Consider the following 24,343-nt stretch of genomic DNA (forward strand, 5'->3'; position numbering starts at 1 on the left):
ATCCGCTTTGAGCATTGCGACAGCGATACAACGATCCATGCCGTTGCGCGCCGTCGCGACGGGCATCCAGGCCACCATCTCGCTCGTCGAGGCCGGCGTCACCATCGCCGCGATTCCGCTGCGCGAGGGCGCGCGGGCGATCTCGGGCGAACTGCCCCAGGGCAGCCCGGCAACACTGAGCCGCCGGTGCTGGCGTGGCGCCGAACGCGCCTGGATCGAGGTGCGGGGGCTGGACGGCGCGTCGGGTGACGAACTCGGACGCTCGGTGCTCGACGCGCTGCTGGCCCATCCGGGGGTCGCGTCCGCCGGCCTGAACTACCCGCTGTCGCGCGTGGTGGTCACCTTCGGCGACGCGGACACCTCGCTGCGCGACCTGTGCCGCATCGTCGACGCGGCCGAGAAGCGGTGCGCGCCAAGCCAGGTCGCGACACCGCTGGCGCCCCCGACGAGCCTGCCGGGCGACGGGCTGGTGCTGGCCACCCGGGCCGCCACCGCAGCCGCCAGCGCGGCCGGGCTGGGGATCGCGCTGACCGGCCGCGCGCTGCGCTGGCCGCGCATGCCCATCGGCGTCCTGGCGGGCGTGGTCGCCGTCGACTACCAACCGTGGCTGCGCCGCGTGCTCGAGGACCGCATCGGCCGGCCCGCGACCGACACCGTGTTGACCCTGGCCGTGACGGCCGCGGAAACCGTTACCCAGTCCCCCGCCTCGTTGTCGGTGGGCCTGTTGATGCAATCGCTGAAGGCCGCCGAATGCCGCGCGGAGGCGCGCGCCTGGGTCCGTCACGAACCGCAGCTGGCCGTCCACGCCGACCACCCGCGGGTTGACCCGGCGGCGGCGGCCAAGCCGCCGCGCGGCCGGCCCGACGACCACCACGCCGGCCGGTTCGCGCTCGTCCAGGCGGTCAGCGCCGGGATCGTCGGCGCCACCACCCGCAACCTCAACCAGGCGGCCCTGGCGGCCCTGGTGACCACGCCCGCGGCCAACCGCACCACGCCGGAGGCCTTCGCCGCTGCGCTGGGCCAGGGGCTGGCCGACCGGCACGCGGTCCTGTCCCTGCGCCCGGAGGCGCTGCGCCGCCTGGACCGGGTCGACGCGATCGTGATCGATCCCCGGGTGCTGTGCACCAAGAGCTTGCGGGTGTCGCTGATTCGCGGCGCCTCCGAAGCCGAGCTGCCCGCCGCGTGGTCGCGCGCCCAGCTCATGCTGGAGAACGATCGGTTACGCCCGGGCTGGCATCCGGTGCCCGCGATATCGCCCAGCAAGCCGAACACCCAAGTGGAGGCGCTGTTCTGCTTCACGCACGATCCGTTGGCGTCGGCCGTTGTCGGCGAGGCGCACCGGACGGGATCCGAACTGGTTTCGGTCGAGGACGATTCGCTGGGTGAACTGCGGCCCGCGTTCGACGAGATCAGGCCGTTGGGGCGGGGTTCCATCGACGACGCGTTGGCCCGCGCCGTGGCGGACCTGCAAGAGGCGGGCCGCACCGTCGCCGTGCTGTCATCGCCTGGGGCGCGGGCGATCTGGTCGGCCGACGTGGCGCTGGGCATGATGCCCGAGCCCGGCGACGGTCCCCCGCCGTGGTATGCCGACCTGCTGCTGCCCGACCTGGGGGCGGCCTGGCGCGTGCTGCACGCCTTGCCGGCTGCCCGGGCTGCCGCCCAACGCGGCGTCGGGATCTCGGCCGGCGCAACGGCGATGGGCTCGCTGCTGATGATCCCCGGTGTCCGCGGCATCGGGCGCGGCCCGGTGACCAGCGGCGCGGCGGCCGGTGCGCTGTCGGGGTACCTGTTGGCGCGCGGCATCATCAGGGCGGACACCCCCCGCCCGGCTCCGGTCCAGGAGTGGCATGCCATGGCCGTCGAGCACGTCCGCCGGGCGCTGCCGCCGCCCGATTCGGAGCCGGCCGGCGACCCGAGGCGCCTGGCGCTGGCCACGCTCGGGGCCCCGCAGCCGGCAACGCGCGCGCACGCCTTCCTGCAGTTCGTGGCCGCCGTCCGCGCCGAGCTGACCGACCCACTGACCCCTGTGCTGGCGCTCGGCTCGGCGGCCAGCGCGGTGCTCGGCTCACCGGTCGACGCCGTCCTGGTCTTCTCGGTGCTGGCCGGCAACTCCATGTTGGCGGCCAGCCAGCGGTTGCGCGCCGAAAACCGACTGAATCGTCTGCTCGCCCAACAGATCCCGCCGGCCCGTAAGGTGCTCTCCGACGGAGCCGGACAGCGGGAGTACGCCGACGTCATCGCGGCGCAACTACAGCCCGGTGACGTCATCGAGGTGCGCACTCACGAGGTGGTGCCCGCCGACGCCCGGATCATCGAGGAGGTCGACGTCGAGGTCGACGAGTCGACGCTGACCGGTGAGTCGCTGTCGGTGGAGAAGCAGGTGGAACCCACGCCGGGCGCCGCGCTCGCCGAACGCCGCTGCATGCTGTACGCCGGGACGACCGTGGTGGCGGGCACCGCGGTGGCGGTGGTGACCGCGGTCGGGGCCGACACCCAACAGCGCCGCGCCGCCGAGCTGGTATCCGGCGACCTCTCGTCGGACATCGGCCTGCAGCATCAGCTCAGCCAGCTCACCAACCGCGCCTTCCCCGTCAGCATGGCCGGCGGCGCACTGGTCAGCGGTCTCGCGCTGTTGCGGGGCTCGGTCCTGCGCCAGGCGGTGGCCAGCGGCATCGCGATCGCCGTCGCGGCGGTACCCGAGGGCATGCCGTTGGTGGCGACCCTGGCCCAGGCGGCGTCGGCGCGGCGGCTCACCAAGTTCGGCGCGCTGGTGCGCGTTCCGCGTTCGGTGGAGGCGCTCGGCCGCATCGACGTGGTCTGTTTCGACAAGACCGGGACGCTCAGCCAGAACCGGTTGCGGGTGGCCGAAGTGGTTGCGGCGCCGGGTACTTCGCGCGAGGCGGTGCTGCGGTGTGCCGCGCACGCCGCGCCGCCGTCCAACGGCGGCCCGCACGCGCACGCCACGGATGTCGCGATCGTCGATGCCGCCGCGTCGGTCAACGGCCACGGCGCGAGCGCACCCGTCGCACACCTGCCGTTCCGCTCCGGCCGGTCGTTCTCGGCCTCCGTGACCGACACCGAGCTGGCCATCAAGGGCGCCCCCGAGGTGGTGCTGGCCGCCTGCGCGGGCATGAGCCCCGAGCTGGCGGAGACGGTAGCCCAGATGGCCGGCCGCGGGCTGCGCGTCATCGCGGTGGCGCGGCGGCAGCTGAATCCCGCTCAGGCCCAAGCCATTCGGCAGGATCCCGACGACATCGCCGACTTCGCACGCGACGGGCTGACGCTGACCGGGTTCCTCGGCCTGTCGGACACCCCGCGGGCCGAGGCGGCTGGCCTGCTCGCGGATCTGCGCCGGCTTTCGGTGGACGTAAAGCTGATCACGGGCGACCACCCGATCACCGCCCAGGCCATCGCCGAAGAGCTCGGGCTCAGTGTGACCGCCGAGCAGGTGATCAGCGGCACCGAGTGGGATGCGTTGTCCCGCAAAGATCAAGAGCGCGTGGTGACCGAGCGGGTGATCTTCGCCCGGATGACACCGGAGAACAAGGTGCAGGTCGTTCAGACCCTCGAGAGCGCGGGCGTGCGCACCGCGATGGTCGGGGATGGGGCCAACGACGCCGCCGCGATCCGCGCCGCCACGGTCGGCATCGGCGTCGTCGCCGGGGGCAGCGACCCGGCGCACATGGCCGCCGACGTGGTGCTGGTCGACGCCCGCATCGAAGGCCTGTTGCACGCCATCCAAGAGGGACGCCAACTCTGGCAACGCGTGCAGGCCGCGGTGTCCGTGCTGCTCGGCGGCAACGCCGGCGAGGTGTTGTTCGCCATCGTCGGTAGTGCGATCACCGGGACATCACCGCTGAACACGCGGCAGCTGCTCTTGGTGAACATGATGACCGACGCGCTGCCGGCCGCGGCCCTGGCGGTGAGCAAGCCCAGCGGCCCGGTCGACCCGGGCATCCGGGGCCCGGATCAGCCCGCCTTGTGGCGCGCCGTCGCCATCCGCGGCGTCACCACCGCCGCCGCGACGACGGCCGCGTGGGCGATGGGCAGCGTCACCGGCCGCCCGCAGCGCGCGTCCACCGTGGCGCTGGTCGCCCTGGTCGGCGCTGAACTCGGTCAAACGCTGCTGGATTCACACGCCCCGTTGGTGGTGTTCACCGCGGTGGGATCGCTGGCCGCGATGGGCACGCTGATCAGCATCCCCGTGGTCAGCCAACTGCTGGGATGCACTCCGCTGGGTCCCGTCGGCTGGGCGCAGGGGCTGGGATCCGCCGCCGCGGCGACCGTCGCGATCGGGATTGCGAATCGTGCGCTGACGGGTCCGGACAGATCTGCCGCGGCCCCCGTTGAGGTGGGTGAACCTCTACGACCCCGGCCCGCCACAGCAGCGCATAGAGTTCCTGTAACGGCACCTTCAGCACCCGAGCAATAGAGGAAACTAGCGGATCGCCCCCGGCGTCGGTCATCGTCGACATAGGTCCGACGGTGATCGCAGCACCCGGCGAGGCGGCAAACCCTTCGTTACTGAAAGGCAAATGATGGCGGAAAAGAAGTCGCGCAGGGGGACGTCGCAGCGCGAAGCGGTGGAAAAGATCCGCGAAGGCGAGACGTTCGTCGTCAACCTTCCGGTCGTCGGCCAGATGGAGATTCCGCGGCCGGAGCAGTTGGCCTATTTCGGGGGGCTGGCCGCCCTCGCGGCGTTCGAACTCATCGACTGGCCGGTCGCCGTGGTCATCGCCGCGGGACACTTCCTGGCGGCCAACCACCACAACAAGCTCCTGGAGGAACTCGGCGAGGCGATGGAAGAGGCCTAACCGGTCGGCACGGCGCGGTCGAACCGCAACGTAACCCGGGTTCCTCCCGTGGTACGCAGCGTGTCGACATGGTCGGCCAGCCCGCCGATCAGGGTCAGACCCCGCCCGCGCCGACGGCTGCGCAGGCTGGCCGAGGAGTCGCCCACCCACCGGCCGGTGTCGCTGACCGTGACCGCTAGCGTCTGTTCGCGCAGGAAGGCTTCCACGGATACCGTCCGGCGCGCCTCGCCGTCGCTGCCGTGCTCGATCGCGTTGGTCACGGCTTCGCCGGTCGCCAGCAGGATGTCGAGCTCGCGCTTCGGGTCGGCGCCGATCCCGGCCAGCCAGTTGCGTAGCCGGTCGCGCGCGACGGGGATCTGCCCCGGCGCGGCCGTGACCACCGTGGCGAAGCTGCGCGGCGTTTCGTGGCTCGCCCGCAGCGCCAGCAGGACCACGTCGTCGCGGTAGCCGGTGGGCGGGGCCAGCCGGGATAGCACCTCGGCGCAGACCGACTCGACGGGGAGGTCGACGCAGTCCGCGGCGGCGGACCGCAGCCGGGCCAGGCCGTCGTCCAGCGTCTCCCCGGCCCGCTCGATGAGTCCGTCGGTGTACAGCAGGATCAGGGTCCCCGGCGGCAGGTTCGCCGTCGCGGTGGCGTCGGCCGGGTAGCTTTCGGCGTCGTGTTCCTTGATGGCGACCGGGAGACGCCGGCCGGCCGTCAGGAACAGCGCGCGATGGTCGGGAAACACCAGCAGCGGGTAGGGGTGGCCCGCACAGCTGTAGCTCAGCGTCGCGCAACCGGTCTCCGGCTCCGTCTCGACGAGCGCGTAGGCCACCGTCGCGCAGCGCGCCCCCGCGACGCTGGCCCCATACCGGTCCAGCGCGCCCAGCACCGCGCCCGGTTCGCCCGCCGTCAGGGCCGAGGCCGCCACCGCGGCGCGCAGCCTGCTCATCACGATCGCGGCGGCCAACCCATGTCCGACGACGTCGCCCACCGAGATCGCCAACCGGTGGGTGCGATCCAGCGCGGTGACCGAATACCAGTCCCCGCCGACGCGCATCGCCTCCCCCGCCGGCTGATACACGGCCGCCACGACCGCGGCCGTCGAGCCGCGGTCCAGGTCCAGCAGCTGTTCCTGGAAGTCGACCGCGATGCGGTGCTCGCGCGCCATGACCCGGACGCGGTCCAGAGCCGAGGACGTCAGCGCCGCCATCCGGCTGAACGCGTCGAGTTCGGCGACGTCGAACTCTCGCGGCGTGGGCCACAGCAGGGCCAGCACCCCGACCACGCGGTCCGAGTGATCCCGCAGCGGGTGGGCGACGCAGGCGCGGACGCTGCCCGCGGTGTCCTGCACCGCGTGTTGATAGCGCGGAGGCAGGTCGAACGTGTCCGTGATGACCATCGGCTGGCCGGTGCGCACGACGTCGGCTCCGACCACCGGGGAGTCGAGCGTTGTCACGTGGTAGCGGTCCCGCAGTTCGCCGGGCAGGTGGCCGGCGTATTCGAACCGGATGTGGCGCTCGCCGTCGAAGACGCCGATGGTGACGGTGGCGCCGTCGGCGGAGCCGAACGAGGATTCCAGCAAGGCGCCGAGAATCCCGGCGACCGAGTCGGTGGCCTGCAGCGCGGCGTCGAGTAGCACCAGGTCCGAGGCCGCCGCGCGACGCTGGCGGGCGCGCTCACGCGCGACCGCCGCCAACCGTGACTTCACCCGGTCGACCAGCTCCTGGGAGCGGAACGGCTTGGGCAGGTAGTCGTCGGCGCCCCCGGCGTAGCCCTCGTCGATGGCCTCCGAGCCCGCCCGGGCCGACAGCATGAGGACCGGCGTGGCCGCCAGTTCCGGATCCGCGCGGATGGCGGCCAGCAGCCCGAAGCCGTCGATGCCCGGCATCATGACGTCGGTGACGACGGCGTCCGGGCGCAGGTTTTTGACCGCCGCCAGGGCCGACTCACCGTCGGCGGCGAGCACGGTCTCCCAGTGGGGCGACAGCACCCGATCGAGATGGTGTCGCATGTCGGCGTTGTCGTCGGCGATGAGCACCAGCTGGCGCGACCTCTCGGGCGCGGGGGCCGGCCCGTCGTCTGCCGGAACGGGCGTCAGCCATTGCCCGGCCTCGGCGACGTACGGATTCGTCTCGTCCAGCTGGCCTGCGGCGGCCTGGTCGGTTGCGGTGCCGATCGATTGCGGCAGCCGGACGGTCACCGTGGTCCCGCGGTCCAACTCGCTGTCGATCTCCACGGTCCCGTTGTGCAGCTCGACGAGCCCGCGCACCAGCGAGAGCCCGATGCCAGTGCCCTCCACGCTGCGGCCCCGGAGGTTGTCGGCTCGGTAGAAGCGGTCGAACAGGCGGTCCAGGTCTTCGGGCGCGATCCCCACCCCGGTGTCGCGCATGGTGACGACGCAGTACCCGGGCTCGGCGCGCACCCGGATCGAAATGGAGCCGCGCAGAGTGTATTTCACCGCGTTGGATAGCAGGTTGAGGACGATCGTCTCCCACATGCCCGCGTCGACGTCGGCCAGCACCGGGGAGCAGTCCACGACGAGCTCGAGCCCCGCCCGGCGGCACAGCTCGGTGAAGGACGACGCGATGTAGGCGGTCAGCGCGCCGACGTCGGTACACGCCAACTTCGCGTTCTCGCGGCCGGCCTCGATGCGGGAGAAGTCGAGCAGCGAGTCGACCAGGCGCTGCAGGCGACGCGCGTTGCGGGCCGCGGTGCTCAGCCGGTCCGCCAGCGCGCTGTCCGGCGCCGCTTCGGACAGCGCATCGTCGAGCGGCCCGAGCAGCAACGTCAGCGGCGTGCGGAATTCGTGGCTGACATTGGTCAGGAACGCCGTCTTCGCCCGGTCCAGCTCGGCCAGCGCGTCGGCCCGCTGTCGCTGCTGCTCGTAGGAGACGGCGGAGGCAAAGGCCGCCGACAGCTGGTCGGCCAGCAGCTGGCAGAACCCCCGGTACATCGAATCGAGGGGACGCCGCGGACTGATCCCGATGACCACCGCCCCGACGTTCGAGCTGTCGCCGAGCGGCAACACCAGTGCCTGTCGGGGACAATTTTCGCCGAAAAGCTCCGTGATACCAGGGATCACGTCCTCGAGCCGCTCGATGACGCGCGCGGCCCGGGCCCGTGGCGTCGTATTCCAACCGGTGAGCTCGACCAGCGAGCGCGGCAGCAACGGGCGGACGGTGGGCGTCGCCCCGCGCAACGTGCTGTCGCGCGCGCCCTCCCCGTCCTCCGCCACATACACGGCGACGAACGGTAGGTCCAGCGGTTGCGTCTCGCAGACCCCGACGGCGCTGGTCACCGCGTCGTCGATGGCGTGCGCGTCCATCACGGCGGTCGCTACCGCGTTGAGCAGGTGCAGTCGGCGCTCACTGAGCACCCGGTCGGTCGTTTCGATCACCGCGCAGAAAACTGCGGTGACCCCGCCATCGCCGCCGATGATGGGGCTGTAGGTGAACGTGAAGTAGCGCTCCTGGGACTGGCCGGCGGTCATCAGCGGCAACATCAGGTCGTCGGACCAGGTCGCGACGCCGGTCTGCATCACGCTGGTAAGCATCGGCGAAATCTGCGGCCAGATCTCCGCCCACACCCGCTCGGCGCGGGCCCCCAGGGCGTCCGGGTGTTTGTCTCCCAGGATTTGGGCGTAGCCGTCGTTGTACATCAGGAACAGGTCGCCGGGGCACAACCAGAGCACGATCGGAAACCGGGATGTCAGCGCCACCACCACGGCGACTCGCACCTCTGCCGACCAGCCCTGCGGCGGGCCCAGCGGGTGAGCGTCCCAGTCGAATTCGGCGAACCGGCGGCCCATCTCCCCGCCCAGCGTGACCGCAGCCGCCAGATCGGCCGGCAGCGCCGGATTCATTGCTGTCGCTTGTGTTGCAGCGCCTCGGGCAGCGTGGGGTAGACGTCGAAGATGCGGTCGAGCTCGGTCACCTGGATCGGGCGAAGCACCGGATCGTGGTCGGCGACCAGCCGGACCGACGTACCCATTTCCTTGCCTTCGTCGTGACACTCGAGCATCGCGTTCAGCGCGGCGCTTCCGAAGAAGTCGACTGCTTGCAGGTCGACGACGACCAGCCGCGCCGGATGGGTCTCGGCCAGCTTGAGTGCGGCGTCCAGGTGAACGGTGACCTCCGCGACGGTGCTGGAGTCGACGGCGCCCTTGACGCGCACGACTACAGCATCCTCTAGAGCCTCGTGTTCGACCGCCAACACCTTGAGTGCCTTTCGCTGCTGGGCCCACGCCCCAGTGTCTAGGAACACTAACTGCGGGCGGGTTGCCGCGTTCACGTAATACGGGTTACCCAGCGGACTCGTCGGATATCCGTTCGTGCACCGTCAGCAGCACGTGATCAAACTGACTCTGCAGCGTGGATGTGGCGCCGTCCAAAGCGCTGACATCGGCGAGCAGTTGGCGCGCCAGCGCCCGCAACTTCACGTTGGTCTCCTGCGACCGCCACTGCAGCACGCGGAAAGCCTGCTCGGCGCTGACCCGATACACGTACATCAGCACGCCCTTCGCCTGCTCGATCGCCGCGCGGCTTTCGAAAAGGTCGGGCAACGCCTCGTCGAGCGCCTCCTGCCGGGTCTCGTCCAAGGTGTTGGTGAGGTCGATGTAATACCCGGCGGTGCCCACCACGGCGCCCGACTCGTCGTGCATGCGGTCGGCCACCACGATCGCGTCGTGCACGTTGCCGCCGGTGTCCAGGAACCGGTGCCGGCTGGAGAACGATTCCGCGGACTCGAGGGCGTAGTCGAGGACCTCCTGGACGTGCCGACGGTCGTCGGGGTGCTTGTGCGACAACAAGAGCTTCGTCGTCGGCTCGACGGTCCCCGGTTCGTAACCGTGCATCCTGGCGACCTCGTCGGACCACTCCCAGCGCTGGCCGATGAACCAGAACCGGAAGGCGCCGACGTTGAGATCGCGGCCGACCGCCTCGACCGGACCCAGTCGTTGGCCGCGGGCACCGGCGGGTATCAACCCCGCCATCTCCCCTTGCTCTTGCACGTTTGCATTTTTCCATTCAGGGGATACACCCGGCTACTGCCCCGGCAGATTGGCCGCCCGCCTGCCGATGGGCCCGGGGTGGGGGTAACGTCGCTTGCGGAACATCCAGATACGCGGGAGCGCACGTCGAATGCGCTGAGAGGACGGCTTGCGGCCGTCGACCGTACGAACCTGACCGGGTAATGCCGGCGTAGGGAGATGAAGAAATGACCGATGTGCTTTCCAAGGCCGTCGAGGCGTCCGTAACCACCGGACCCATCGCGGGCAGCAGCAAGGTCTACCGCGAGCTGGACGGCGGTGCGCGCGTGCCGTTCCGGCGGGTGCACCTGTCCACCGGGGACCACTTCGACCTGTACGACACCTCCGGCCCCTACACCGACCCGGACGCGGTGATCGATGTGACGGCCGGCCTGCCGCCGCGGCCCGGGGTGGTGCGCGACCGCGGCACCCAGTTGCAGCGGGCCCGGGCCGGCGAGATCACCGCCGAGATGGCATACATCGCCGCCCGCGAGGACATGCCCGCCGAGCTGGTGCGCGACGAGGTCGCCCGTGGCCGCGCGGTGATCCCGGCCAACCACAACCACCCCGAGAGCGAGCCGATGATCATCGGCAAGGCCTTTGCGGTGAAGGTCAACGCCAACATCGGCAACTCCGCGGTCACGTCGTCGATCGCCGAGGAGGTCGACAAGATGGTGTGGGCCACCCGCTGGGGCGCGGACACGATCATGGACCTGTCCACCGGCAAGAACATCCACGAGACCCGCGAGTGGATCCTGCGCAACTCCCCGGTGCCGGTCGGCACGGTGCCGATCTACCAGGCGCTTGAGAAGGTCAAGGGCGACCCGACCGAGCTGACCTGGGAGATCTACCGCGACACCGTGATCGAGCAATGCGAGCAGGGCGTGGACTACATGACCGTGCACGCCGGCGTGCTGCTCCGGTACGTGCCACTGACCGCCAAGCGGGTCACCGGGATCGTGTCCCGCGGCGGCTCGATCATGGCGGCCTGGTGCCTGGCCCATCACCGGGAGTCGTTCCTCTACACCAACTTCGAGGAGCTCTGCGACATCTTCGCCCGCTACGACGTCACCTTCTCGCTCGGTGACGGGTTGCGGCCCGGGTCGATCGCCGACGCCAACGACGCCGCGCAGTTCGCCGAGCTGCGCACGCTGGGCGAACTGACCAAGATCGCGAAAGCCCATGGCGCGCAGGTGATGATCGAGGGGCCAGGGCACGTCCCGATGCACAAGATCGTCGAGAACGTGCGGCTGGAAGAGGAGTTGTGCGAGGAGGCTCCGTTCTACACGCTGGGTCCGCTGGCCACCGACATCGCGCCGGCCTATGACCACATCACGTCGGCGATCGGCGCGGCGATCATCGCCCAGGCCGGCACAGCGATGCTGTGCTATGTAACCCCCAAGGAACACCTGGGGCTGCCGGACCGCAAGGACGTCAAGGACGGGGTGATCGCCTACAAGATCGCCGCCCACTCCGCCGATTTGGCCAAGGGTCATCCGCGCGCCCAGGAGCGCGACGACGCGTTGAGCACCGCACGCTTCGAGTTCCGATGGAACGACCAGTTCGCGCTGTCGCTGGATCCCGACACGGCACGGGAATTCCATGACGAGACTTTGCCTGCCGAACCCGCCAAGACGGCGCACTTCTGCTCGATGTGCGGGCCCAAGTTCTGCTCCATGCGGATCACCGCCGACGTTCGGGCCTACGCCGCCGAGCACGGGCTCGACAGCGAGGAGGCGATCGAGGCGGTCATGAACGAGGGCATGGCGGAAAAGTCGCGCGAGTTCGCCGAGCACGGCAATCGGGTGTACCTGCCCATTACCCAGTGAGCCAACCGCTCCCAGTTCTGCCGCTGGCACCGGCGGGCGCCACGCCGTTGCGCGTGCTGTCCATCGCCGGGTCGGACTCGGGGGGCGGCGCCGGCATCCAGGCCGACATGCGCACCATGGCGCTGCTGGGGGTGCACGCCTGCGTCGCGGTCTCCGCGGTCACCGTGCAGAACACCGTGGGCGTCAAGGGTTTTCACGAGGTGCCCGACGACGTCGTGGCCGCGCAGATTGAAGCGGTGGTCACCGACATCGGCGTCCAGGCCGCCAAGACCGGGATGCTGGCGTCATCGGGCATCATCGCCGCGGTGGCCGCCACTTGGAGTCGCCTGGGCCTGACGCGGTCGTCGGTCCCGCTCGTCGTCGATCCGGTGTGCGCGTCGATGCACGGCGACCCGCTGCTGGAGGCGTCGGCCCTGGATTCGCTTCGCGGCCAACTATTTCCGTTGGCCACCCTGGTGACGCCGAACCTCGACGAGGTGCGGCTGCTGGTGGGCGTCGACGTCGTGGATGTGGCGTCGCAGCGGGAGGCTGCCAAGGCGCTGCACGCGCTGGGGCCGCAGTGGGCGCTGGTCAAGGGCGGCCACCTGCGGTCGTCCGATCGCAGCTGCGACCTGCTCTACGACGGTGCGTCCTGGTATGAGTTCGACGCCGAACGGCTGCCCGGCGGCAACGACCACGGCGGCGGGGACACGCTGGCCACCGCGATCGCGTGCGCGCTGGCGCACGGCTACACCGTGCCCGACGCGGTCGGCTTCGGGAAGCGGTGGGTCACCGAGTGCCTGCGCGCCTCCTATCCCCTGGGCCACGGGCACGGCCCCGTCTCACCCCTGTTTCGGCTCTCGTGAACGCCCGCCTCTCCCCCGCAAGCGGGAGGTACCCCCACCTCAGTCCGAACCGGACCGCATCGTCGGCGGGCGCGTGAACCTCGACCAGATCGCCGGTGTGGCGCACGAACCCGACGGAACGCCCGCCGGGGTGGTGGTACTGACTCACGGCGCGGGCGGTAACCGGGATTCACCACTGCTGCAACAGGTTTGCGGCGAGTGGGCTCGGCGTGGCTGGCTCGCGGTCCGCTACAACCTGCCCTATCGGCGACGGCGACCCAGCGGACCGCCGTCCGGCTCGGCGGCCACCGACCGCGCCGGAATCGTCGAGGCGATCGCGCTGTGCCGCGGCCTCGCGGACGGCCCGCTCATCGCCGGCGGGCATTCCTATGGCGGCCGGCTGACGTCCATGGTGGTGGCCGGCCGGGAGGCTTTTCCCGTTGAAGTGGACCTGTTGACGTTGTTCTCGTATCCGGCGCATCCGCCGGGGAAGCCGGAGCGCGCCCGCACCGAGCACCTGCCCGCCATCAGGGTGCCGACCGTGTTCACGCACGGGACCTCGGATCCCTTCGGCACGCCCGACGAACTGCGCGCCGCCGCCGCGCTTGTCACCGGCACCACGGCGGTGGTCGAGATCGCCGGGGCCCGGCACGATCTGCGGTCCAAGACGCTGAACGTGGCGGCGCTGGCGGTCGACGCCGCCCTGCAGCTACTCGGCAGAAATTAGACAGCTTGGGCTGATAAGTCTACACTGGCGTTGTGGGCGACATCGCGGAATCAGCGGCGGCGGCGGCCCGCGACCTGCGGGTGATGTTCAGCCGGTTGCGGCGTCAGTTGAGGGAACTCGCCACCGACGAGGACCTGACTCCCTCGCAGACCGCGGTGCTGAACCGGCTCTGGAAAGACGGGGCCTCATCGGCGAGCGTCCTGGCTTCGGCCGAACGGGTACGTCCACAATCCATGGCCACGATAGTGGCCGCCCTCGAGCAGCGGAGTCTCATCGAGCGCACGCCCGATCCGGAAGATGGGCGACGTCAACTCATTTCATTGACCGCGGCGGGCCGGCGACGCGCCGAAAGCAACCGTCTGGTCCGTGAGGAGTGGCTGGCGCGCGCCATCCACGAGCGGTATTCCGAACGGGAGCGTCGCGTCATCCTCGATGCGCTGACGCTGCTCGAGCGCTTGACCGAGTAATGAAAGGGCAAGGGCTGTAATGGAATTAGGAGTGCACTTCATCGATTTTCTGCCCGGCGACCCGGCGGCGCTGGGTCCGACGCTGGCCGACGCGGCCAAGGCCGCCGAACAGGGCGGCGCAACGCTGTTCACACTGGCCGACCACTTCTTTCAGATGGAGGCCGTGGGACGCGCGGAGGACCCGTTCCTCGAGGGCTACACATCACTGGGCTTTCTGGCCGGACAGACGACCAAGATCGACCTGAGCCTGCTGGTCACCGGCGTCACCTATCGCTATCCGGGATTGCTGGCCAAGGCGGTCACCACGTTGGACGTGCTGTCGCAGGGCCGTGCGGCGCTGGGGCTCGGCGCGGCGTGGTACGACCGCGAACACGTCGCCCTCGGCTTCCCGTATCCACCCGTCAGCCAGCGCTTCGAAATGCTCGAGGAAACGCTGCAGATCTGCCTTCAGATGTGGAGCGAGAACGACGGTGCCTACCGGGGCAGGCACTACCAGTTGGCCGAGACAATCTGTGAGCCGCAACCGATTCGCCGGCCGCCGATCCTGATCGGCGGCGACGGCGAGAAGAAGACGCTACGACTGGTCGCACAGTACGCCGACATCTGGAACAGCACCGTCACCGAGCCCGATGAGCTCAAGCACAAGATCGAGGTGCTGCACCGGCATTGTGACACCGTCGGCCGCGACCCGGGCGAAATCCGAAAGACCGTGGGCCTCTTCGTCAATCCGTTCGATGACCTCGACGGGTACTTTGGGACAGTCGAGGCCTTCGCCGAACTGGGCGTCGAGCTGATCAACGCCGGCCCGTTCCCCGGCAACCCCGATCCCGTCGGCTTCATCCGCCGCCTCGGCGACGAGGTGATCCCCAGGCTCGCCCAAATCGGTTGACGGAACGGCCGGCCTGTCAGCCCGGGTAGCGGGAGTAGCAGGCGTCCATGTTGCCGGCCACGCCGCCGCGGAAGGCCGCTATCCGGGTGAAGCCGGCGGGCACGCTGGTGCCGTCCGCGTCGCTGGCGACGAGGTGGTTGGTGAGCAACCCGGCCACCGCCTCGTCGAGGTCGCCGGCCGTCAACAGCAGCTGCTTCTGCGACGACAGCTCGATGGGTTCGGCCATCTTGCGGTGCACCACGCCGGTCAGGCACGCGGTGCGCAGCGCGGTCCATGGGCTCTGCATGGCCAGCCCGCGTTCGTGCTGCACGGCGAGCGCGTAGCGCGACATCACGACCGACAGGGCGGTGTCGTCGCCTTGCGGCAGGGTTTGTTCGTTTTCGTCGGCGACCTTGCCCATCGCCGCGAGCTTGGGCAGGTCGACCACGATCGTGTTGGTGGCCGGGCAGTAGGACGCCGGCGGGCTGGTCTTGGCGTCGGGACATTCGGCGGGCTGGTAGGACAGCGCCGGTGGACTCTTCGGGGAGAAGATCTTTCCCAGCAGCTCCATCAATGTCGACAGGGTGTCCTGGTCGATCGGGACCTCACCGGTCTCGGGGTTTCCGGTGCTGCTGTCGACGCGCAGGGCGTTGGGCAGATCGCCGCGGCGCTGCTCGATCTCCTTCTTGTCGATCCCCGCGCAGGCCGAGGCCCCGTTGATGAAACCCATTTGGAAGGCACTGATTCGGTCCAGGGCGGACCCGTGTTCGTCGTCGTTCTCGCTCTCGCTGTCGATCACGGGGTCGCGGGTGGTGATGATTCCGGCGAGTACGTGGTCGAGCCCGTCGGCGGTGCTCAGCGTGAACCGCGGCGACTTTCCGTCGGCGACCCAGAACAGATAGACGCCCGCGAAGCAGTCGGCCTGCTGCTCGTGCACGATCGTCGGGTCGCGTTTGGTCACCAAGTGCGCCATGTTCTGCAGGGCGTGGCCGAATTCGTGGGCCAGCACGCCGTTGACCGACATGTCGCCGAAATACCGTTGCGCGACCGGCATGAATACCCCGCGGTCCCAGGCGATCAGGTTGCAGCGCGACGTGTAGAAGGCGTTGACGAGCTTGTAGGTGTCGTTGTGGCAAACGATGGGGCTGGACGGATCCTTCGAGTTGTACGACACCATCTTGCCGACGGGGACGAAGGTTCCTTTCAGGGATTGCCCGTACACCGACTTCCAATATTCCTCGATGTCGTTGACCGACAGCAACGACAACTTGTCGATGGCGCCGTCGTCCGTGTTCACCACCGTGCCGGTAGCGGCGGGGGCGTTCGAGCGAATGCCGCTGGGGCCGTCGGTCGCGGGCAACCCGCCCACCCGGAACGGATCGTTGAGCATCGACAGCGCCCGGCCGTCGACGAAGGAAGCGCACCCGGCCACCAGGATTGCCGCCGCCGCGCAGCTCAACACCGCCCTCAGCAAGGCGGCCGCCCTGCGCGGACGGCCGCCGGCCTGCTGACGTCGATTAAGCGCACGGCTTCTCATACCCACCTCATCCCGACCGACTACAGGGCAGACCAAAGCGTCTCATTCTAGAGCGGACGGCTAACTATGACAGCCCGAATGGGAAGCCGGTCGAGCGCGCGCGCCGACGAAGTGGGTGCGCGGTTGCGCGCAATTTCGGCGATTGCCGAACGAGAGATGCCGGGCGGATTGGCCTACGGCAATAGCGAACTTCGTGCGCCCTAGGGCGCGCTGTGCGCTACGGGCGCGGCGCCGTCGGTGCCGGCGTCTGCTGAGGCCCCACCGGACCCCCGGGGCCCATCCCGCCGGGGCCCATCGTGCCCGGCCCCATCATGCCGCCGGGCTGCATCATCGGGCAGGTGCCGGCACGCCCGGCGCCATAACCGTGGCGCCAACCGTAGTGATCACCCGAGGACCAGCCCAAGAACAGTCCGGTGAAGAAGATGACCGCGACGACGAACACGACACCGGCGACGATGACCACCCACGCGGCCACGCGGCCTAGCCGGCTGCCCGCGTACGGCCCGTCCCCGTACTGGCCGGTCACCGGTCCGACGCTGGATTCAGGAGTTTCCGTCATGCTCGAAACGATGTCACACATATACCCACCGGGGGTAGGGACCATTGGCCCTAGAAAGCGGCATGCGAAAGCAGGCGTTCGGCGCCCAGGGCGTGGGCGGCGGTTCGGCGGTGTGGGTCGGCGGGTTGTGCATTTCCAGCAGATGTCTGCCCAGAACGACAAATCCCGAATTTTCTGCGAGATCATCCCGGGCCGTGTAGAACTTGTGAGGTAGCCGTCTCCGCTCCAGGTACGCGCTACATTGCGGAGCCGCAAGGCGCTGACAGGGAAAGAATCGTTGAGCAAGACGAGCAGATTGCTTGGGGCACTGGGCGTTACCCCGTGGGTAATCCTCGGTTGCCCTGTGGCTTGGGCCGGACCGGGCGGCAACGTTCCAGGCCCCGGTGTTTGCGATTATCCCGGTGTTGGGGGAAGCACTTTCGAGGCGGGGGCAACGACGTACTACTGCGATTTTCCGGTCGAGGAGAACAGCACACACTGGCACTGTGAATACGGCGGATGGAGCATGGGCGGCCCGGCCGGCAACGGCCCCATCGGTGGGTCTTTCATGGGTTTTGGATTGACCCTCCCCGCAGGCGATTTCGGAGGTGCCAGCGGTAGTTGTTCATGGCGCTGGCCGGACAACACGATTGGCCCCGCGCCGAATCCACCGGGCGCGTGGAAGAACTACCTGGTGCCCACGCCGCCACCACCCGAACATCGGGCACCCGAGGCTCCCCCGGCTGAGCAGGAGCCGAAACCACCACCCGTGGCGCATCCGGATTCGGGTGATGAGCCGCAGACCCCGGCCTACACCAATCCGCTCTTTCCGAATCCCGGTAGGACCGCGAACCCGCGGAGCTAGTTCTGTCAGCGCGCCAGGGCCGTGAGGACTGCTGGCCGTAGCTTCCACGTAAGCCGTTGAACGCCAGTCAAAACGGCGGTGGGTCGTCGTCGGGGGGTGCGGGGCCCGCGGGCGACGAACTGGTCGGCGCTGCGGGTTGGGCGGCCAGCCGGGCCTGGCGGTTGCGGTGGCGTTCGGTGGTGATGCGCTGGGCCCGGTTCTGGGCGCGGGTGCGGCTGCGCCGCGGCATCATCGCGGTGCGCTCGGCGCACCGCTCGACCGGTGTCGGGGTGGCCGGCGGGTGGCCGGTGGGGGCGCACAGGCTGGGGAACAGCAGCGCGCTGCCCGGGGTGGTCACATAGGTGTGCCCGTCGGGCAGCCGCCAGATCAAGGTGCCGTCGGGTAGCTGTTCGTCACACCAACCCCAAAACGTTTTCAGCAAATGATGTTGGCGACACAGGGCTTTCAAGTTCGACGGATGCGTCGCACCGCCCTGGGAGTAGGGCACCGTGTGGTCAAGGTCGCAGTCGACGGCCGGGCGATCACACCCCGGCGCCCGACACGTCAGGCCCCGGCACCGCACGAAATCGGCCAGCCCCGTCGACGGGGTGTAGCGCCGCTCCGCGGCGCCCGGGACGGCCAAGGGCCACCAGCGTGGCCGACCCGGCCAACTCGGCCGCCACCTCGGCCGTGATCAGCGCGTCCGACGCCGGTGCCGACCCGCTGCCGTCGATGCTGGCCTGCTCGGCGATCACGTGAATGACGACAGGCGTTGCGCCGGGCCGCTTTCCGGCCGCACAGTTGGGCCGCTCACAGCGGCAGCCCAGCCGGTCCGCGCCGGCGGCCAGCGCGCCCAGCGCGTCGGCGCGCCGCTGGTCGACGCTGCGCGGGTCGTGCTCACACACCGTAGCCGCCAACGCATCCAGCCGCCGGTCCAACGCGTGGGCGTCGGGACTGAACAGGGCTCCCGCGGATCTCGGACATGCCGCCCTCGAGGTCCTCGACCCCGTCCCAGCGCTCGGCCTGCGACTGGTCGCGGCGGCGCACGGCATCGACGTCGGCCTTCGCCACGATCTTGTCCACCTCACCGGCCAACCGGCCTCGAGTCATGGAGGGCCACCGCGCCGCGCGCACCGCCAGCTCGGCGTCCCCAGCGGCCAACACGGCGTCGTCGGTGATCAAATCGGTGCGGTACACGATCGTCTGGAACAACCGGTAGCTGATGCCGCCCGCGCGGAACACCTCGGCCACCCGCGGCAGGCGCTCACGCATCGCCAGCACGTAGCGCATGAAGCTGCCGGCAATGGCCAGGCTCACCCGAAACGCCGCGGCCACTTAGCCCACCGCGGCCCAGGTGTCCACCGCCCAATCCGACTCTTCACCGCGCTGCGCGTGGCGCAGCTCGAACAGCTCCCCGATGGAGTCCAGCCGGCCCGCGACTATCTGCGCCTCCGGCCGCCACGAGGCGCACATCCGGTCGACCAGCTCGCGTGACCGCTCGCACCGAGGGGGTTCCCAGTACTCGTGCAGCCTTCCACCGAACATGTGTTCGATCATAGCGCGGCCCGGCGACAACTTGTCTAGCAGCGGCTATGGCACCCGAGCCCGATGCCGCTTGTCGTGCGCCGGCACGCCGTTGACGCCTCCGATGGATTCCGCATAGCTGCCCACCGCGTATCCGACGCCAGAGCCCATGACGGCCAACGCGTCGCGGTTGATGCTGTCGACGGTCTCGCGGGGGCCTTGATAGTTGGGGTCGAACGGGGCGCCCGCCTGCCCGCCCCACAGCCGCGCCTGCACCGTGGTTTTCGGCTGCGAGGCCCCGGCCGTCATGCCCCCGACCGGCACGCCCGCGACCATGAAGGGGTGGTAGTCGGCGAGCGTGTTCAGCGGCATGTCCGCGGGCCGCTTCCCGGCCAGGTTGAGATAGCCGGCGAGGGTGCGCTCGATGCCGGCCGACCCCTCGGGGACGTCCGCGTACGCCACCCCGCGCGACGGCGGACCGGACTGGTCGCCGTCGTCGGTGAAGAAGCCGGGGTTCGGCGAACCCAGCGTGGTGAAGTTGAGGTACATCGCGACGTCGTTGAGCTGATCGTCGTTGAGGCCGAACACGTAATCCATGACGCCGTTGAGCCCGTCCTCGTCGGCGCCCCAGAACGCGAACCGCACCGCGTTGTTCACCGGCGCAAGGGGGCCCAGCTGCAGCGCCGTCTCCAGCACCGCGGCCACCCCGGTTCCGTCGTCGTTGATGCCAGGGCCGCCGCGGGGGCTGTCGAGGTGCGCACCCACCACGATCACGTCGTGCGGCGAGCCGGTCTTGGTCTGCGCCAGCACGTTTCGGGAGGTGATCTTGACGTTTTGCGCGTCCAGCACGAGGCGGATGGGCGCGGTCGCGCCGGCGAGCGCGGTAGCGGTGGAGGGGTTGGCGACGGCGACGGGGACGGTCAGCTGCTTGAAGTATCCGGGGGTGAACAGGGTGGGCGGGGCGCCTTGGCCGGCGGGCGCACTGAGCACGACGAGCCCCGCCGCGCCCTTGGCCACCGCGCTGTTTTGCTTGTCGACCACCGAGCAACGCGTGTCGTCGACGACGGCGATCGAACCCTTGGGCAGGACGGCCGGATAATCGCCCGCCGCACAGCCCGACGGTTGGGTGGGCCGGACCGGCGGTCCGGTCAGGCCGCCGGGCGGTGTCTGAACCAACAGCGAGGCTTGGTCGACGGTGTAGCTGCGGCCGGCCACCATCATCGACGGCTTACCCGGGGAGACGGTGTAGAGCCGGTCGAACTGCGGCGTTAGAACCTCGAACCCCTTGTCGCGCAAGGCTTTAGCCACGTAGTCGACGCTGGCGTCGTAACCCGGCGTGCCATCGGCGCGGTTTCCCTTGTTCGCGTTGGCGATGTTCTGCAGCGCGCGCAGGTGGGCGAACATCGCCTCGGCGGTCATCTTGCCGGCCAGGCCGTGCGCCAAATCCGGTGCGGCGGTCGGGGATCCCGGCCGCGCCGACGTGCACGACGCCAGCAGCACGGTCACCAGCAGCATTGCCGCGCTCAGCCGAGGGGTCATGGCTTGGTTAGCACGTGACGCGTGCGGTCCTCCATCGTGGGCACCCCGTTGTGGCCGCCGAGGTCCTGCGCGTACAGGCCCACCGCGTAGGCGACGCCGCCGCCGTTGATGCCCAAAGCGGTTTGGTCAATGTGGTCGAGGGTGTCCGTCTTTTGGTGATAGTTGGGGTCGAAGGGCTGATCCGCGGTCCCGCCCCACAGCTTCGCCTGGTCCGCGGACATCTTCACCTCGGCGCCGGAGAACAGGCCCCCGGCGGGGACGCCCGCCAGGGTGAATCCGTCGTAGTCGGAACGGCCGTCGAACGAGGTGTCCTGCGCGGTCTTACCGGCGGACTTCAAATAGGCGACCAGGGTGCGCTCGATACCGGCCGAACCTTCCGGCACCACCGGCTGGCCGCGGACATCCGCGGGCAGCGACTGGTCCCCGTCATAGGTGAAATAGCCGGGGTTCGGCGACGCGAGCATGTCGAAGTTCAGGTACAGCGCGATGCTTTTGAGCGCGGTCAAGTCCAACGACTCCACGTAGTTGCGCGACCCGATCAGCCCGAGTTCCTCCGCACCCCAGAACCCGAACCGCACCGCGTTACGCACCAGAGGCGAATTACCGAGCCGCACAGCAGTTTCCAGAACCGCGGCGACGCCCGAACCGTTGTCGTTGATGCCCGGGCCTTCCGGCACGCTGTCCAGGTGTGCGCCGGCCATCACGACGTTGGTGGTCGAGCCGGTCTTGGTCTGGGCGATCACGTTGCGCGCCTTGAAGCTCTGGACGCTCGCGTTCAGCTTGATGGTGACGGCCCCCGGCTGGGTGCGCAATTGCACGCCGACCGACTTGGTGACGCTCACCACCGGGATCTTGACGTTGGTGTCCGGACCCAACGTGCCACCCATCTGTTGCTCGTCGACGTTGTCGGCGACGATCATCGCGACCGCCCCGCGCTGCGCCGCGGCATCTTCCTTCTGAGCGAAGGGGCAACCGCCGCGGTCCACCAGTACCACGGCCCCCTGCGAGGGCAGGCTGCCGTAATCCGGAGGAGCGCAGCCGGGGCCGTTGCTGGCGGGCACGGCCACCAGCGGCCCGCTCACCCCGCCCGGCGGGGTGCCGAGGCTGAAGTCCAGCGCGTGCGCCTCCACCGATTTACCGCCGACGGTCACCTCCGGCTTGTCCCCATGGAATACACGCGCCGAAAATTCGGGGGTTTGCACGTCGAAACCGCTGCCGCGCAACGTGTTCACCACGTAGTCGACGCTGGCTTCATAACCCGGTGTGCCCACCGCCCGGGTGCCGTTGTTGGCGTTGGCAATGTCCTGGAGCTTTGCCAGGTGCACCATCATCGCGTCACTCGTCACCTTGTCATGCAAGTCGCTGGCGAACCGGGCCGCCGCGGCGGCGTCGCCCGTTCCCTGTTGCGAGTTCGCCGACCTGTGGAAGCAGCCGGTCGAGAATGCGGTCAGCGCGAGCACGACGAGCGCCACGGGGACCGTCGTGAATTTGTTCACCATCGGGCCCCAGGTTAGACCGCGGCGCCACCGCGCGGGATCAGGACACGGCGTATCAGACGTACAGGGCGTTGAACGGTGCAAAGGGGATGTTGCGCACCACAAACCACGCGGCGACCAACACCATGGTCACCACGGCGGACCAGCGAGTGTGTTGCCAGCTACGGATCCGCCTGCCCGCGAGCCGCCCGTAGGTCCAGGCGAAGTACGCCCAGACCAAGAGCACGACAGCAGCCAGGCCCAACGCGTTGAACCTGGCGGCCGCCGTGATGTTGCCGTGCATCAGGGAATACAGCATGCGCAAGCTGCCGCATCCCGGACAGTCGACACCCAACAGCGCCTTGGTGGGACACACCGGCAGCGGACCGTTCGGGGTGGTCGGGTCACCCGCCCAGATGGCGGCGCACATCACCGTCGTGGACGCGGCCACCAACAGTGGCGCGCCCAGACTCAGCGGCGCCGACCCGTGGCGGGTCACCATGGTCGCCGAACCCGGCTCAGAACATCGCGGCAAGTGCCGCATTGGTGTTCGTGTTCAGCGCGCCGACCGCCATCAGGATGCCGTAGATGATGCCCACGACGACACCGATGACCGCCGACCAGATCACCCATTTCTTCGCGCTGTCGGCGGACGCCTGAGCCTCGGCGTAACGGCCCTGCGCCCAGAGCCCGTTGACCTGGCTGGATTTGACGATCGCCACAATCCCGAAGGGGAGACAGCAGAACAGCGTCACCAGGATGGACCACACCAAATAGTTATTCGGCGCTTGCCCGGCGGGCTGCTGCGGCGGATAACCAGGCGGCGGAGGGGGCGGTGCCGGTGGCTGTGTCATGGATTCTCCAGTCCCGAGAAGTTAGCTGGCGTGAAGCGGTGCTAACCATACCCGAGCACAGTCGCGGCGGCACTAGCAATGTGAAAATCCCCTTTTGACCCGCTGACGTGCTTCGCGGCGTTCAGCCCCCGTTCTCCTGCCCGCCCATTCCGCCACACCAGGCCGACGGCCAGCAGTCGCGCGAAAGCTATTGACCAGCAATGCTTTTCAGACCGAACGACAGAATGCCGGCCGGCCTGCGTCGGCGAAAAAGATGCCCAGACAGACAATTTCCAGCGGAATGTATTGCTTTGTCACGACATAGCCCTACGATCCCTACTTAGCGGAAGCATCTTTTCCGGTGAGCGACGCCGGTACGACAACCGCCTAGGAGTCATGAGATGTCCTATCTCAGTAACGCGTTGCGAGCCGTCGCGGCCGCGGCGCTCGCGGGCGGATCCGCTTTAGCCGGCACGGCCAGCGCTGCCGCGGATCCCGCGAACACCGGCAACCCGTCGGACATCAACGCGCTTGCGGCGTCGCTGTCAAAGGGCTACGGCCTGAACAACTGCACGGCCCAGAGCATCACGACCGGCGAACTGGCGTCGCTGGCCTGCGGGCAGAGCCCCGACCCGAGCGGCCCCGTCCAGGCGAAGTACATCTTGTTCAACAACGGCGAGAACCTGGTCGGTTCGTTCAAGGCCAGCATCAAGGACGACGTGCTGAGCACGTGCGGCGACAGCGGCCAGTCGCCCACCAGCTGGCACCAGGGCAGCAACGGCAATGCCGGCCAGGTGGCCTGCGGGACGTATCAGAACGCCGCCGAGATCATCTGGACCACCGACGCCAAGAACACATTGAGCTACATCCGCGGGCCGAACAACGACGCCGCGGCACTGTATCAATGGTGGCGAGCTAATGGCTGACATTTTGTTGGGGGGCAACGGATTTCTGCATTACCCACTCAACAACCGCAGGGAGGCAACAAAATGTCACATCTGATCAGCGCGCTGCGAGGCGTGTCGGCCGCGGCATTCACCGGATGTCTGGCTTTCGCGGGTAGCGCCATCGCGGTGGCAGAACCCAACACCGGCAGCGCCGCCGACATGAACACGCTGGCCGCCAACCTGTCGAAGGGCTACGGCCTCAACAATTGCAAGCCGCAGGAGCTGACCGAATCCGGCGAACTGGCCGAGCTCCTGTGCGGGCAGAGCCCAGATTCCAGCGGACCGGGTTCCGGCGTCTACGCGCTGTTCTCCAACGGCACGAACCTGGGCGCCGCGTTCAGCTCCACCATCAAGGACGTGTCCCTGGCCGCCTGCGGCGACGCCGGGCAGTCACCGGGAACCTGGAAGCAGAACGGCCAGACGGGTGGCCAGATCGCCTGCGGCACCTACAAGAACTACGCGACGCTGACCTGGACCACCGACGCCAAGAACGTGTTGGGTCACCTCACCGCGTCGAACTCCGATGTCAACGCCCTCTACCAGTGGTGGCGTACGAACGGCTGATACG

Annotated in this window: 18 protein-coding genes, 2 pseudogenes and 1 riboswitch; of the genes and pseudogenes, 9 read left to right on the forward strand and 11 right to left on the reverse strand. The window is 69.1% G+C overall.

Going from position 1 to position 24,343, the window contains the following annotated elements; translation table 11 throughout:
- Positions 1 to 37 precede the first annotated feature (37 nt).
- Positions 38 to 4,432 (forward strand): HAD-IC family P-type ATPase, encoded by a 4,395-nt coding sequence (locus ACEL92_RS24255; protein ID WP_374026365.1) that lies wholly within the window; start codon positions 38 to 40, stop codon positions 4,430 to 4,432.
- Here ACEL92_RS24255 and ACEL92_RS24260 read toward each other — a convergent pair.
- Positions 4,398 to 4,475: pseudogene (locus ACEL92_RS24260) on the reverse strand (hypothetical protein); the annotation flags it as partial. The gene ACEL92_RS24255 and the pseudogene ACEL92_RS24260 sit on opposite strands and share 35 nt — an antisense overlap.
- A gap of 63 nt (positions 4,476 to 4,538) precedes the next feature.
- On the opposite strand from ACEL92_RS24260, the gene ACEL92_RS24265 reads away from it, so the two are divergent.
- Positions 4,539 to 4,814 carry a hypothetical protein gene (locus ACEL92_RS24265; RefSeq protein ID WP_139273001.1) on the forward strand — a complete coding sequence of 92 codons (276 nt, stop codon included), beginning with the start codon at positions 4,539 to 4,541 and terminating at the stop codon, positions 4,812 to 4,814.
- Here ACEL92_RS24265 and ACEL92_RS24270 read toward each other — a convergent pair.
- The 3 genes from ACEL92_RS24270 to ACEL92_RS24280 form a co-directional block, all read right to left on the reverse strand.
- Positions 4,811 to 8,659 (reverse strand): ATP-binding protein, encoded by a 3,849-nt coding sequence (locus tag ACEL92_RS24270; protein WP_374023117.1) that lies wholly within the window; start codon positions 8,657 to 8,659, stop codon positions 4,811 to 4,813. The genes ACEL92_RS24265 and ACEL92_RS24270 overlap by 4 nt on opposite strands.
- Entirely contained in the window at positions 8,656 to 9,012 is a 357-nt protein-coding gene (locus ACEL92_RS24275) for an STAS domain-containing protein (RefSeq protein WP_374023118.1), read from the reverse strand. Before ACEL92_RS24275 ends, ACEL92_RS24270 begins: the two co-directional genes overlap by 4 nt.
- 85 nt (positions 9,013 to 9,097) lie before the next feature.
- Positions 9,098 to 9,787 (reverse strand): PAS and ANTAR domain-containing protein, encoded by a 690-nt coding sequence (locus ACEL92_RS24280; RefSeq protein WP_374026366.1) that lies wholly within the window; start codon positions 9,785 to 9,787, stop codon positions 9,098 to 9,100.
- Between the two features lie 121 nt (positions 9,788 to 9,908).
- A riboswitch (TPP riboswitch) is annotated at positions 9,909 to 10,019 on the forward strand.
- Between ACEL92_RS24280 and thiC the strand changes: the two genes are divergently transcribed.
- From thiC to ACEL92_RS24305, 5 genes are all read left to right on the forward strand, one after another.
- The gene (thiC, locus tag ACEL92_RS24285) at positions 10,012 to 11,652 is read left to right on the forward strand and encodes a phosphomethylpyrimidine synthase ThiC (protein ID WP_374023119.1); all 1,641 of its coding nucleotides are present in this window, start codon (positions 10,012 to 10,014) and stop codon (positions 11,650 to 11,652) included. (Overlaps the previous riboswitch by 8 nt.)
- Positions 11,649 to 12,497 (forward strand): bifunctional hydroxymethylpyrimidine kinase/phosphomethylpyrimidine kinase, encoded by an 849-nt coding sequence (gene thiD / locus ACEL92_RS24290; RefSeq protein ID WP_374023120.1) that lies wholly within the window; start codon positions 11,649 to 11,651, stop codon positions 12,495 to 12,497. The genes thiC and thiD overlap by 4 nt, the downstream gene beginning before the upstream one ends.
- A 73-nt stretch (positions 12,498 to 12,570) precedes the next feature.
- Positions 12,571 to 13,203, forward strand: a complete 633-nt coding sequence (locus ACEL92_RS24295; RefSeq protein ID WP_374023121.1) for an alpha/beta family hydrolase — start codon at positions 12,571 to 12,573, stop codon at positions 13,201 to 13,203.
- 83 nt (positions 13,204 to 13,286) lie between these two features.
- The gene (locus tag ACEL92_RS24300; protein ID WP_374026367.1) at positions 13,287 to 13,670 is read left to right on the forward strand and encodes a MarR family winged helix-turn-helix transcriptional regulator; all 384 of its coding nucleotides are present in this window, start codon (positions 13,287 to 13,289) and stop codon (positions 13,668 to 13,670) included.
- Between the two features lie 19 nt (positions 13,671 to 13,689).
- A complete protein-coding gene (locus tag ACEL92_RS24305; protein ID WP_374023122.1) occupies positions 13,690 to 14,559 on the forward strand; it encodes an LLM class F420-dependent oxidoreductase in 870 nt (289 codons plus the stop codon).
- A 16-nt stretch (positions 14,560 to 14,575) separates the two neighbouring features.
- Here ACEL92_RS24305 and ACEL92_RS24310 read toward each other — a convergent pair whose 3' ends face one another.
- From ACEL92_RS24310 to ACEL92_RS24340, 7 genes and pseudogenes are all read right to left on the reverse strand, one after another.
- Positions 14,576 to 16,075 (reverse strand): peptidase, encoded by a 1,500-nt coding sequence (locus ACEL92_RS24310; protein WP_374023123.1) that lies wholly within the window; start codon positions 16,073 to 16,075, stop codon positions 14,576 to 14,578.
- 217 nt (positions 16,076 to 16,292) lie between these two features.
- A complete protein-coding gene (locus ACEL92_RS24315) occupies positions 16,293 to 16,634 on the reverse strand; it encodes a hypothetical protein (RefSeq protein WP_374023124.1) in 342 nt (113 codons plus the stop codon).
- A 911-nt stretch (positions 16,635 to 17,545) separates the two neighbouring features.
- Positions 17,546 to 19,014, reverse strand: a pseudogene (locus ACEL92_RS24320) (HNH endonuclease signature motif containing protein).
- Positions 19,015 to 19,047: 33 nt separating this feature from the next.
- A complete protein-coding gene (locus ACEL92_RS24325) occupies positions 19,048 to 20,520 on the reverse strand; it encodes a M28 family peptidase (protein WP_374023125.1) in 1,473 nt (490 codons plus the stop codon).
- The gene (locus tag ACEL92_RS24330) at positions 20,517 to 22,019 is read right to left on the reverse strand and encodes a M28 family metallopeptidase (RefSeq protein WP_374023126.1); all 1,503 of its coding nucleotides are present in this window, start codon (positions 22,017 to 22,019) and stop codon (positions 20,517 to 20,519) included. Before ACEL92_RS24330 ends, ACEL92_RS24325 begins: the two co-directional genes overlap by 4 nt.
- 52 nt (positions 22,020 to 22,071) lie before the next feature.
- Positions 22,072 to 22,497, reverse strand: a complete 426-nt coding sequence (locus ACEL92_RS24335; protein WP_374023127.1) for a DUF2752 domain-containing protein — start codon at positions 22,495 to 22,497, stop codon at positions 22,072 to 22,074.
- A gap of 16 nt (positions 22,498 to 22,513) precedes the next feature.
- Entirely contained in the window at positions 22,514 to 22,849 is a 336-nt protein-coding gene (locus tag ACEL92_RS24340) for a CD225/dispanin family protein (protein WP_046183018.1), read from the reverse strand.
- A gap of 380 nt (positions 22,850 to 23,229) precedes the next feature.
- Between ACEL92_RS24340 and ACEL92_RS24345 the strand changes: the two genes are divergently transcribed.
- The gene (locus tag ACEL92_RS24345) at positions 23,230 to 23,754 is read left to right on the forward strand and encodes a serine/threonine protein kinase (RefSeq protein ID WP_374023128.1); all 525 of its coding nucleotides are present in this window, start codon (positions 23,230 to 23,232) and stop codon (positions 23,752 to 23,754) included.
- 63 nt (positions 23,755 to 23,817) lie between these two features.
- Positions 23,818 to 24,339: a serine/threonine protein kinase gene (locus tag ACEL92_RS24350; RefSeq protein WP_374023129.1), complete on the forward strand. Its 522-nt coding sequence runs from the start codon at positions 23,818 to 23,820 to the stop codon at positions 24,337 to 24,339.
- Positions 24,340 to 24,343 lie beyond the last annotated feature (4 nt).

The organism is Mycobacterium hainanense (assembly GCF_041890355.1).
In the GTDB taxonomy this organism is placed as follows: domain Bacteria; phylum Actinomycetota; class Actinomycetes; order Mycobacteriales; family Mycobacteriaceae; genus Mycobacterium; species Mycobacterium hainanense.